This window comes from Clostridium sp. MT-14, assembly GCF_042436595.1.
Taxonomy (GTDB): Bacteria; Bacillota; Clostridia; order Clostridiales; family Clostridiaceae; genus Clostridium_B; species Clostridium_B aromativorans.
Map to the genome: position 1 here is coordinate 183,856 of NZ_JBHMIY010000002.1, position 12,340 is coordinate 196,195.

The window sequence follows — 12,340 nt, forward strand, 5'->3', positions numbered from 1 at the left end:
TATTCCACCCACTGTTGAATTATTTTACACTACTATAAAGCACTCCTGCCTTCATGGAATACATTATAACATCTGCACTAATTGAACCATAAGTATACTGTTCTATTCTATCTTTTATCTTCAATCCTATATTCTCGTACAGCCTTTCATATCCTTTCCCCAGAAATTCTACAGCTCCCTCTGTAGTTTTCTGCTTATAAACCTCTCTTACAAGCTCCGCAGGTTCACCCATAAGGGCAAGTTCAAGAGCCAGAGTTTCAAGTCTCATGTCCGATACCCTGCTGTGGGTATTGAAACATCCTGAAGCAACTTTACTGAGCTTTCCTATATGTCCTATCACAAGCACTTTTTTTATTTTTTTGTCCATACAGCAATTCAATGCAAACCCGACATAATTAGACATTATAACCATTTTATCCTTATCCAGATTGAGCTTCAATGCCATATCTTCACCCATACTTCCAAAAAGAAGAATCAGATCCTCATACCCCTGGGCAGCCTTCTGGCTTATCTCCAGCTCCACAGACTGCATTAAGGCCTCCTGGGACATTGGCATTACAATCCCCGTAGTTCCAAGTATCGAAATTCCTCCAACTATATTAAGCCTTGGATTAAAGGTTTTTTTTGCTATTTCCTCACCTTTTGGAACAAAAATAGTTACTTCCACACCACAATCTTTCGGGAGTACCTCTCTTACCTCTTTTTCAATCATCTTTCTCGGTACTGGGTTTATGGCATGTTCCCCTTTTCTTACATAAAGTCCGTCTCCTCGAACTACACCAATTCCCTTCCCGGCTTTTAAAACATATCCATGAGGAATTTTCTTAACTTTTGCCCATATTTCCATGCCGTTGGTTACATCAATATCGTCTCCTCCATCTTTCAGCACACAGCACTTTACACAATCCTTTTCCTGAACTGTTTTATGGACAGGTATTAAAAGTTCGATTCCCATAGGAGTGTCTATTTTAATTTTCTCAAGTTTCCTGCCAAAACACAGCATGGTCACTGCCGCCTTTGCCGCAGCAGCTGCACAGGAACCTGTAGTATACCCGCATCTCAATTTCTTTCCATTGTGATTTACATACATGTCCAGCACAACTTATCACCTCAAAACATCATCTGGTTATCATATACATAAGAGAATTTACTATTGCCGCTGCTATATTGCTTCCGCCTTTTCTCCCTCTTATAGTTATCATAGGTATATCCAGCTTTTCAATTTCCCTTTTGGATTCTTCTGCTCCTACAAAGCCTACAGGAGCTCCTACTATAAACTTAGGTCTGGCTTTCTCTTTAAGTACAAGTTCCCTTAATCTAAATAGCGCCGTAGGAGCATTTCCAAATACAAAAAATTCTACTCCTTCTTCCACTGCTTTTTCTACTGCGGCCATTGATCGGGTTATGCCATTCATCCTGGCTGTCTCTGATATTTCATCCCTGTTTACAAAACATTCAACTCTACAGTGGAGCTTATTTGCCGCCTTTTTATTTATACCAGCTGCTGCCATATTCGTATCAGTGTATATAGTTACCCCTCTTTTCAAAAGCTGGAGTGCACTGTCTATAGCTCCGGGTCTTATATATATTATGTCTTTATACTGGGTATCTCCGGTAGTATGTATTACCCTTTTCACTACATAAAGCTCCTCATCTGAAAAATTGTGTTTTCCCATTTCCCGCTCTATTATCTCAAAACTTTTATTTTCTATATCCATAGGTGATTTCATATAACTCATAACTATACATTCTCCATTTCCACAGAAATTGATTATTCATCTTTTCTGATATCCACAAGAACCGTACCATCTACATTGGCTTCTGAAAAACTTCCCATATTATCCATGACATAAAGTGCCGCCTCTATTATTCCAAAAGCCATAGGACATCCCGAACCTTCTCCAAGCCTCATCCCCAAATTGAGCATAGGGGTCAATCCCAATTCCTCCATTACATATTTGACTGCAGGTTCTGCCGAAAGATGAGAGGCAAATAAATAATCCACTACATTTTTATTTAACCTAAAAGCACAGAGAGCAGCTACAGCAGATATGAATCCGTCAATTACGATTGGAACCCTGTTTTTGGCAGCCCCTAAAAAACAGCCGCATATACCTGCTATATCAAAGCCTCCCACCTTTGACATTGTATCAATTGGATCATCTGGATCTGGTTTATTTATGTCAATAGCACGCTGCACTGCCTTTTTTTTAGCATCAAACTGACGGTCCGTAATCCCTGAACCCTTTCCAACTGATATATCCACAGGAAGATCTCTGAGTACACTTAAAACCGCAGAGCTCGTAGCGGTATTGCACACACCCATCTCACCTGTACCAAACATATCATAGCCCTTTTTCACAAGTTCATCCACTATTTTAATCCCGGCCTCAATGGCCTTTATACACTCTTCTCTGGTCATCGCCGGTTCCACAGTCATATCCTTAGTTCCATAGGCCACTTTTCTATTTATAATTCCAGGATCCTTGAAATCATAATCTACACCGATATCCACTACGGTTCTGTCAGATTTAAAAAAATCCCCAAGTACACACACACCTGTTATACCTCTTACAAAATTTTTAGTAATAGTTACTGTGAGTTCCTTAGGACAGCTGCTCAGATTTTCATTCCAGATCCCATTATCTGAGCACATTATAACTATGTTTTTCTTATGGATCCTATTGTGGGTTTTTCCCGTTATTCCAGCCATTTTAGCTATTATTTTTTCCAATTCCCCAAGACTTCCTATGGGCTTTGCAAGATCATCTATGGATACCCAGGCTTTTTTCACGGCCTCCTCATTCTTTCCCTCTATGGCACTTAAGGTTTTCTTCAATAATTCCAATAGTATCACCCTCCTTATTTTTTGACTCCCCTCAAAATTTCCTCAATCATATTCAAATTTCCAAAGAAATGGACATGGGCATAGGCTCCCAAAGTATTTTTATTTACATATCCACAGTTCCACTGTTTTATCTTCCCGCTATAAATGTCTTTAGTAAGCGTATAGATCTTTTTTTCATTTGATTCAATATAGGATTTATGAAATTCATGACAGTTTATTTTTAATTTCAAAGGCAAAATATTGTTTTCTTCAGTCACTTCAATCTGGGCATATCCAAAATTCTGCAGCTTTGAACTCATATACGTATTTCCTTTAAAAAATCCCACCGTATCAAAAATATGACCTTTCTCCATTCCTTCAATACTTTCCGTCAAATACATAAGTCCTCCACATTCAGCGTAACAATTAAGGCCTGATTTTAAATCTTTATTTACACTTTCCAGCATGGATTTATTAGCACTTAATTCTTCTATAAAAACCTCCGGGTAGCCACCTCCTATATACAAAAAATCTATATCTTCAGGCAGATATTTATCTTTAAGAGGGCTGAAAAATATAACTTCTCCACATTCCTCAAGAAGTTCTATATTCTCTTTATAATAAAAGTTAAAGGCCTTATCATAGGCTACTGCTGTCTTTATTCCCCTGTTTTGAAGGTGGTATTCATCCTTGAAATCAGGGCTCTCCTTAAAAAACTCCAGAAGCATGTTCATATTTACATTTTTCAGAACAAGTTCGCTGCACAACTCTATTTTTTCATTTAGATCTTCTATCTCTCTGCTTTGAACCAATCCCAGATGCCTGCTCTCTAGAGAAAGTCTTTCATCTTTTGGCACATATCCGAAGACCTTTAAATTGCAGTTTTTCTCTACAGCAGCTTTTAAAAGCCTGTAATAGCTCTCACTTACATTGTTAAAAATGATTCCACATACATTTACATTTTCAAAATTGACTATCCCATTTATCTCAGCACACAGAGTGGTACTTTGAGATTTGGGACTTATAATTAAAACCACAGGCAGATTCAATAGTTCAGCTATATGTGCTGTAGAATATCTACTGTCTATTCCCTTGCCATCGTAAAGTCCCATAACCCCTTCAATTATGCCTAAATCTCCCCTGCCCCTGCTAAAAGACGCCTTTACCCCATTTTCTCCCATAAGGTAGATATCTAGATTTCTAGAAGCCGTTCCAGTTACACTTTTATGAAATGCAGGATCTATATAATCAGGTCCCACTTTATATCCCTGAACCTTATATCCACTTCTTATAAGAGCTTTCATAATCCCAAGAGTTACTGTAGTCTTCCCTCCACCGCTGCTATCTGAAGATATAATAATACTTTTCAAAATAACCTCTACCTTTCCCATCTCAATTCCATTTTAAACTTATATACCCTAATTTTCTTCCTTTATCCACCTGCATATGTCCATGGCATAATAGGTAATTATCATACCTGCCCCAGCTCTCTTCATGCAGGTGAGCATTTCCTTCACTATAGATTTTTCATTTATAAGACCCGCTTTAGCTGCTGCCTTGACCATTGCAAATTCTCCGCTTACATTATAAGTTGCTATAGGCACATCAAATCTTTCTCTTGCAAGCTTAACTACATCTAAATAGGCCATGGCCGGCTTTACCATTATTATATCTGCTCCCTCTTTTATATCATCTTCTATTTCCAGCATAGCTTCTCTTATATTCCCGGGATCCATCTGATATGACTTCCTATTTCCGAATTTAGGGGATGAATTAGCAGCTTCTCTAAAGGGTCCATAAAATGCGGAACAGTATTTAGCACTGTAAGCCATTATGCCCACATCCTTGAATCCATTTTCGTCCAAAGTATTTCTAATAGCTCCCACTCTTCCATCCATCATATCAGAAGGGGCCACCATATCAGCTCCAGCTGCAGCATGGGACAAAGCTATTTTTGCAATATATTTTATAGTTTTATCATTGTCAACTTCATGCCCGTTTAATATCCCGCAGTGGCCGTGACTGGTGTATTCACACATGCACACATCAGTAATTACAAAAAGTTCCGGATTCAATTCCTTAAGTTTTCTGATAGCTCTTTGAACTATTCCATTTTCCTCAAAAGCTGATGTGCCAACTTCATCTTTGTATCCTGGAATTCCAAATAAAATTACACTCTTTACCCCAGCATCTTTAAGCTCATCTACAATATCATGAAGCATGTCTACAGAATAATGATAATTGTTTTCCAAGGAAGATATTTCCCTTTTGATATTTTCTCCCTCCACCACAAACAGCGGATAGATAAAGTCCTGCCTGTTAAGGGCTGTTTCCCTTACCATATCCCGTATAACTTGATTTTTTCTAAGTCTTCTGTGTCTTGTAAACATCTCTATTACTACCTTTCCTTATTTTATATTTAGATATTACTGTAAATCGTGCACTGTGAATTGTGCATTGTGTGGACAATAGTATCTATAACACCTTTTGTAGTGTACTCCTGGGACATATGATAACATATATCATGTTTTTCCAATTCCTTTCCAGTTATAGGACCTATAGCTACCACTTTCTTCTGCCTTATAGCTTCAATTCCAACAAGGCATATCATATTTTTGACTGTGGTAGGGCTTGTAAATACCACTATATCCACGTTATCAAAACATTCTCCATCAGGTAATTTGCCCAATACAGTCTCATAAGTATAACATTCATCCACGATACATCCTTCTTTCCGCAGGGTTTCTGCCAGATAAGGCCTTGAATTTTTAGATCTAGGAATAAATATCTTGTCTCCCTTTTTTATAGAACTTTTCATTTTGTCGTGGAGGCTTTCAGCTACAAATTTTTCTGCTACCATTTCCGGTATAATTCCCCTCTGCTTTATAGCTTTTTCTGTAGCAGGACCTATTGCTGTAAACTTTCCTTTTATCTTTCTAATATCGTAGTTTTCACTTAAAAGCCTGTCAAAGAAACTGTTTACTCCATTTACACTGGTAAACACAATATAGTCATAGTCCGAAAGCCTGTTTATATATTTTTTAATATTTTCTGATGTATACTTTATTTCAATAGAATGTATTTCAGTAACTTCTGCTCCCAGGTCCAGCAACTTTTGTCGCATTACCCTTGACTGTGTTTTGGATCTGGCTATACAGACATTTCTCCCAAAAAGCGGTTTTTTTTCATACCAGTTCAGCTGTTCACTGAACCCAACCACTTCCCCTATTACTATTATACAGGGAGAGGACAATGAAGCCTTGCTGGCCTTTTCGCATATATCATTAAGCTGTCCTACAATCTTTTTTTGTTTTGCAGTAGTTCCATTCATTACTACTGCACAAGGTGTATTTTCCCTCATTCCATTTCTCATCAAATTGCCGCATATTATACTTAAATTTTTAAAGCCCATCAGGAAAATCAAAGTACCACCTATTCTGGCTGCAGCATTCCAATCTATTTTCAATTTATCTGCAGTTTTCCCTGTAAACACATGAAAACTTTGAGCTATTTTTCTATGGGTTACAGGTATACCTGCATAATTCAGCACAGAAATAGGTGATGTAATTCCCGGAATAACCTCAAATTCAATACCTTCTTTCAAAAGAGCAAGAGCTTCTTCTCCTCCTCTTCCAAATATATAAGGATCTCCCCCTTTAATTCTTCCTACAATATGACCCTCTTTTGCCAGTTTAATTAACATTGCATTTATCTCATCCTGACTTTTATAATGACAACCTGGTTCTTTTCCACAATAATATATTTTACAGTGATCATTCAAATATTTTAAAACTCCGGTACCTGCCAATCTATCATACATTACTACAGTACATTCTCTAAGTTTCCTCACGGCTTTTAAAGTTATAAGTTCCTCATCACCAGGACCTGCACCTATAAGATAAACTTTACCCATATGCAACCTCCCTCAAGAATTTATTATATTTTTAGCAAGTTTTTCACCTAAAAACATATAATTTTCTTCATTACCCGTTATGTCCTTTTTCACCAATTTACTTCCCATCTTAAATATTCCTATGATATTTATAAGATTACCCTCTATTTTGGCATAGGCACCTATTGTAGAATGGCAGTCTCCCTTCAATGTCCTCATAAAACTTCTTTCAGCTTCCACGCAGATTCTCGTACTCCTATCATTTAAATTCACAAAAAAATCTTTGTGCTGGCTGTTCTTTTTTATTTCCACCCCCAGAGCTCCCTGCCCAATGGCAGGTATCAATTCTTCTATTGGAAAATAATCTGTTACTAATTTTTCAAGTTTTAATCTCTTAATACCTGCTGCAGCTACAACTATTCCCTGCAAATCCTGTTCTTTTATCTTTTTTATCCTGGTCTGTATATTGCCTCTTATAGCAACTATCTCCAAATCAGGTCTTAAAAGTTTTATCTGGGCAGCCCTTCTATTACTGCTTGTACCAATTTTTGAGCCTTCGGGCAGTTCTTCAAAATGTACATTACCTGCCGAAATAAAAGCATCTCTTACATCTTTTCTTTCTAGTACAGCCGCTATTTCAAACTCACCGGGAATGTCGAAGGGAACATCCTTCATGCTGTGAACTGCTGCATCCGCCTTGCCCTTCAAAAGTGCCAGCTCAATTTCTTTTAGAAACAGCCCCTTTCCTCCTATTTTATTTAAAGCTATGTCAAGTCTTTTATCTCCAGTAGTTTCTACAAGTATTTTTTGACATTCAGCATTAAAATTTCTTTTCAATATACCCATGACTATTTCAGTCTGAAGTTGAGCCAGTTTGCTCTTTCGAGTTGCAATCTTAAACTCCAAATGATATCACCCCCTACAAAAACGAATCATCATTTACCCAAAAAACATCTTCATTATCATAGAAGATTTCCCTTTTCTGTAGAAAAAGTAAAAATCCTCCGTACACACAAATCTCATGACTTTTTCTCTATATTCCATATTTCCCATATTGTTTCTCACTTTAGAGGTAAACTTCACAAAATCATCATAGTCCTTCAAATATTTTACTACCTCATCTGCAATAAACCTCGAAGTCATAGGAGACACACCTACTCCCATAGTATTAATTCCCAGGGAAATATTTTCAGTATTCCTCTGACATGGGATAATACAGCTGCCATTTTCAGGTTCTGAGGCATCTAAATAAATTTTACACAACTCCCTGCAATGCCTTCCTATAACCTCATTTAATTCTCTATCACTGGTGGCAATGACCACAATGTGTTTATCCTCTATATATTTTTTTTGATATAAACCCGGAATTATATTGACATTCAAATTATCTTTCATATGATAAAATTCCTGGATAAACTCCGGTGAAAGCACGTATACCCTGCATCCTTTCAGCGCAAAAGTCCTTGACTTTATATAAGCTGCTCTTCCTCCGCCTATTACTATAACTTTTATTTCCGACGGCAGTAGAGCAATGAGCATATTTGAATTATTCTTCAACAGGTTTTTATTCACTTCTCTATCTTCTCCTCCAGCTAAATCTTTTTCAGCAGGTTTATCAGCTTTTGATTTTTAGCTCTATCCTTTATTGCCAGTCTTATAAATCTGCAGTCCAGACCTTTAAAATTGCTGCATTTTCTTATGAGTATACCCTTCTCCAGACATCTTTTATAAAGTTCTTCACAGTTCACACCCTGTATTCTGCAAAGTATAAAATTACTGAATGTATCATATACTTTTTCTATTATGTGAATTTTACTCAAATTGTCCATCATAAATTTTCTTTCATTTTCAATCCATTCAAGAGAGCTGTCCATATAAGATTTATCCCTCAATACGTATTTACCTGCCGTCTCTGCAAAACAATTTATATTCCAGGGATTTTGTTTAGCTCTTATTTTATCCATCAATTTCCTGTCTCTACAGAGCCCATAACCCATTCTTATTCCAGGTAGTGCAAAAAATTTTGTAAGCGCCCTCACGACAAAAATACATCTGTTCTGTTCCATTTCCTCTAAAAAACTACAGTTCCTTTTACCTGTAAACTCCACAAATGCTTCGTCTATAATTATTGTCCTGTGGTTTTCACTGCAGAAATTTACAATTTCATGAAATCTGCTCTTATCTATTATCACACCATTGGGATTATTGGGATTTCCCAAGATCAGAGCCTCCGCATCTTTAATCTTTGATTTAATATCCTGATAATCATAATCCATATTCTCTGTCAAATTGGAATAGCTTATACTGCACTTCCATTTCAGTGCGTCTTTCTCATACTCTATAAAAGAAGGCACTACTATACATATACTTTTAAAGCAGCTTATGGCCAGATCTATTATTTCAGCAGCCCCATTTCCCAAGACTATATCTCTATCATCAATGACATTTTCTCCATCATATCTAGAATTTCCAAAATAATTCTTTGAAAATTTCAAATACCTCTTTATATTACACTTTAATTTTCTGTACTCAGCATCTGGATATTTTTCCACACTTTCCAGTGCTTCACCTATATTTTTTCTAAAACTGTCCGGTACGCCTAAAGGATTTATATTTGAGCTGAAATCCAAAAGCTCCTTTCCCTTCAAAAGTCCTTCTGTATATATATCTCCACCATGTTCCATATAAACACATCCTAATCCCAATCTTGATCTTTAAATATAGCTCAAATTCAGCACAATCAGTATTATTCCAATTAAAATCACCATGAATATTTCTGTAAAATACATGAGATCTATACAATGCTTTATGTGTTCAAAATTCAATGTTGTAAGCTTATCTCCTATAGTAGGCTTATACACTATTTCACCAAAATAAACATTCGTACCGCCAAGCTGAACTCCCAGGGCACCTGCTGCTGCGGCTTCCGGATAAGCACAATTTGGACTCTTGTGATTTTTTCTATCCCTTATCATAATCTTTAAAGCTTTCATTGGGCTGCCATTTATCATAAAAGATGATATGCACATCAGCAATCCCGTAATTCTTGCAGGTATAAAGTTGAATAGATCATCTATCTTAGCGGGAAAAAATCCTATATACCTATACTTTTCATTCATATAACCAAGCATTGAATCCATAGTATTTATACCTTTATAGAGCATAGCAAAAGGTGCTCCCAGTACGGCTGCATATATAAGCGGGGCTATAACTCCATCGGAAGTGTTTTCTGCCACCGTTTCCACATCTGCCCTTATTATCTCCTCACTGTTTAAGTTAGATGTATCCCTACCCACTATATAGGAAAGCTTTAATCTTGCATCCTCAATATTCTCTTCCTTCAATGAATAATATACCTTTTTAGCTTCCACAGCTAGACATTTGGCGGAAATAGTTGTCCACATAATAAATACATTTACTATATGATATAAAACCATATGCTTTCCAAGAAGCATAAGCACAGCAAATGGAACCAAAAAGCTTACAGCTCCCACTACTAAAACTATCAAACCCCCAAAAGCTTTTAAAGTACCATTTTTCCTGCAAAATTTTCTTCCTCTTTTTTCTAAATAGGATATAAGTTTCCCTATATATATAACGGGATGCGGAAACCAATGTGGATCCCCAAATATCCAATCCACTATAACTGCTGCAAAAAGATCTATCATATTTATACTTATAAGGGAAATAGACAAATCAATCCCCCCATTCTAATATTACTGTAAGTAACTGTACAAGCTTTGTATCCATTATCTATTTACACTCATAATGGCATATATCTTATCTATGTCAAGATTTTTTCTCACTATACCAGCAAGTTTTTCTATCTCGCCTTCCCTAAGATCTTCATATACTTTGGACTTTTTATAACTCAAGCCTTTATTTTGTCTTATTTTATTTAAAATATATTCTCTGAAATCAATGGCATCAAAAACGCCGTGTATATAAGTTCCAAATACATTTTGTCTTGTGTTTACAGCTCCATCTTCTATATTGACTTTTTCTCCATTTTTCTCCGTAAATCTAAACAGCGGCTTTGCATTTTCACCATATTTGCATATGCCCATATGAATTTCATATCCATAGACATCCAATTTTCTTCTTTCTAAGGATCCATTTCCTTTTATAAAAGGGAAATCAATATTGCTTATGGCCTTTATCCTTGTGGTTACTTTTTCTTTTTCAAATACAGTTTCTATATCCAGAAGATCCATTCCCTCTACTTCTCCCATATCAGTTTCTGTTTTATATGGATCGCTTATGGTCTTTCCAAGTATTTGATAGCCTCCACAAACCCCTATTACAATTCCGCTTTCACTGTATTTTTTAATACAGGCTTCAAGTCCACACTTTCTAATTTTTATCAAATCTTCTATAGTATTTTTGCTGCCCGGAATTATAAGTAAATCAGGGTTCCCAAATTCTTCTACAGAAGTTATGAATCTCACTGAAACATCCTCTTCACTTTTCAGTGCATCCAAATCTGTGAAATTAGAAATATGGGGCAATTTTATTACAGCTATATCTATAGGTGCTGTAACCTTCCTGTTAAATTCCACAGCTCCATCTTCATCTTCCAGTGCCAGATTAAAATATGGTATAACTCCTATGCAGGGAACTTTAATAATATCTTCCAACATATTAAGACCGGGTTTTAGTATATCTATATCCCCTCTAAATTTATTTATTATTGTACCTTTAACTCTTTTCTTTTCCTCTTCATCAAAAAGCAGCATAGTCCCTGCAAGAGAGGCAAATACTCCTCCTTTGTCTATATCACCGGCTAAAATCACCGGTGCATCCACTATCTCAGCCATGCCCATATTCACGATATCTCTATCTCTTAAGTTTATTTCTGCAGGACTTCCTGCGCCCTCCATCACTATTATTTCAAAACTTTCTTCCATTTTTTTAAAATGATTTCTAAGCATGTCCCTAAATTCCAGCTTCATGTTGTGATATTCCATGGCAGTGCTGTTACCATATACCCTGCCATTTACTATTATCTGACATTTTTTATCCGAAGTTGGTTTCAACAATATTGGATTCATATAAGCCTCAGGCTGCAGTCCTGCAGCATAAGCCTGAAGCACCTGGGCACGCCCCATCTCTTTGCCATCCAGAGTTATATAGGAATTTAACGACATATTTTGAGATTTGAATGGACATACTGAATATCCATCCTGTTTAAATATCCTACAAAGAGCAGAGACAATTATACTTTTACCCACAGAAGAACCCGTTCCCTGGATCATAATTTTCGCCATCATAACCACTCCTCTAAGCCTGTTAAATAAAATAAAAATTTATTTTTATTAAAATATATATTTAAATAAAAAGCGATGAGTTCTAGAGCTCATCGCTTTTAACATAAAAATTCAGCTTACACTGAAAGATTAAACATACTAAAAGTTCTTTCCCTCCGAAAGCAAAAACAACTACTAGGCAGGTCTCCTGGCTTATGATCCATATTTATTTTGAGCTCTTACTTTTAAAGTTAAAAGTCAAAATTCATAATCAAATACAGTAGCGGGGGCTGTTACGGATTCTAACCGCATTCCCTTTTCACCTATATATAAGGCACCTAGAATCTATTTTATATTATAGTTTTAAGTTTATTA

General features: G+C 36.3%; 11 protein-coding genes and 1 riboswitch. All 11 genes read right to left on the bottom strand.

Annotation, left to right across the window (positions count from 1 at the left end):
* Positions 1 to 19: 19 nt before the first annotated feature.
* Entirely contained in the window at positions 20 to 1,099 is a 1,080-nt protein-coding gene (gene cbiD, locus ACFHWD_RS02800) for a cobalt-precorrin-5B (C(1))-methyltransferase CbiD (protein WP_378060175.1), read from the bottom strand.
* 19 nt (positions 1,100 to 1,118) lie between these two features.
* Positions 1,119 to 1,739 carry a precorrin-8X methylmutase gene (locus ACFHWD_RS02805; RefSeq protein WP_378060177.1) on the bottom strand — a complete coding sequence of 207 codons (621 nt, stop codon included), beginning with the start codon at positions 1,737 to 1,739 and terminating at the stop codon, positions 1,119 to 1,121.
* A gap of 32 nt (positions 1,740 to 1,771) precedes the next feature.
* The gene (gene cobT / locus ACFHWD_RS02810) at positions 1,772 to 2,848 is read right to left on the bottom strand and encodes a nicotinate-nucleotide--dimethylbenzimidazole phosphoribosyltransferase (RefSeq protein WP_378060179.1); all 1,077 of its coding nucleotides are present in this window, start codon (positions 2,846 to 2,848) and stop codon (positions 1,772 to 1,774) included.
* A 14-nt stretch (positions 2,849 to 2,862) separates the two neighbouring features.
* Entirely contained in the window at positions 2,863 to 4,197 is a 1,335-nt protein-coding gene (locus ACFHWD_RS02815; protein WP_378060181.1) for a cobyrinate a,c-diamide synthase, read from the bottom strand.
* Between the two features lie 48 nt (positions 4,198 to 4,245).
* Positions 4,246 to 5,217 carry a porphobilinogen synthase gene (gene hemB / locus ACFHWD_RS02820; protein WP_150357688.1) on the bottom strand — a complete coding sequence of 324 codons (972 nt, stop codon included), beginning with the start codon at positions 5,215 to 5,217 and terminating at the stop codon, positions 4,246 to 4,248.
* Positions 5,218 to 5,246: 29 nt separating this feature from the next.
* Positions 5,247 to 6,740, bottom strand: coding sequence for a uroporphyrinogen-III C-methyltransferase (gene cobA, locus ACFHWD_RS02825; RefSeq protein WP_378060184.1), 1,494 nt, complete (start codon positions 6,738 to 6,740; stop codon positions 5,247 to 5,249).
* Positions 6,741 to 6,752: 12 nt separating this feature from the next.
* Complete coding sequence (gene hemC, locus ACFHWD_RS02830) at positions 6,753 to 7,625, bottom strand: hydroxymethylbilane synthase (protein ID WP_150357692.1); 873 nt, start codon at positions 7,623 to 7,625, stop codon at positions 6,753 to 6,755.
* A gap of 33 nt (positions 7,626 to 7,658) precedes the next feature.
* Complete coding sequence (locus tag ACFHWD_RS02835) at positions 7,659 to 8,291, bottom strand: NAD(P)-dependent oxidoreductase (RefSeq protein ID WP_150357694.1); 633 nt, start codon at positions 8,289 to 8,291, stop codon at positions 7,659 to 7,661.
* A gap of 20 nt (positions 8,292 to 8,311) precedes the next feature.
* Complete coding sequence (locus ACFHWD_RS02840) at positions 8,312 to 9,403, bottom strand: histidinol-phosphate transaminase (protein WP_150357696.1); 1,092 nt, start codon at positions 9,401 to 9,403, stop codon at positions 8,312 to 8,314.
* A gap of 30 nt (positions 9,404 to 9,433) precedes the next feature.
* Positions 9,434 to 10,387, bottom strand: coding sequence for an adenosylcobinamide-phosphate synthase CbiB (gene cbiB, locus ACFHWD_RS02845; RefSeq protein ID WP_150357702.1), 954 nt, complete (start codon positions 10,385 to 10,387; stop codon positions 9,434 to 9,436).
* An 81-nt stretch (positions 10,388 to 10,468) separates the two neighbouring features.
* The gene (locus ACFHWD_RS02850; protein ID WP_229981437.1) at positions 10,469 to 11,986 is read right to left on the bottom strand and encodes a cobyric acid synthase; all 1,518 of its coding nucleotides are present in this window, start codon (positions 11,984 to 11,986) and stop codon (positions 10,469 to 10,471) included.
* Between the two features lie 159 nt (positions 11,987 to 12,145).
* Positions 12,146 to 12,322, bottom strand: a riboswitch (cobalamin riboswitch).
* Between the last annotated feature and the right edge of the window lie 18 nt (positions 12,323 to 12,340).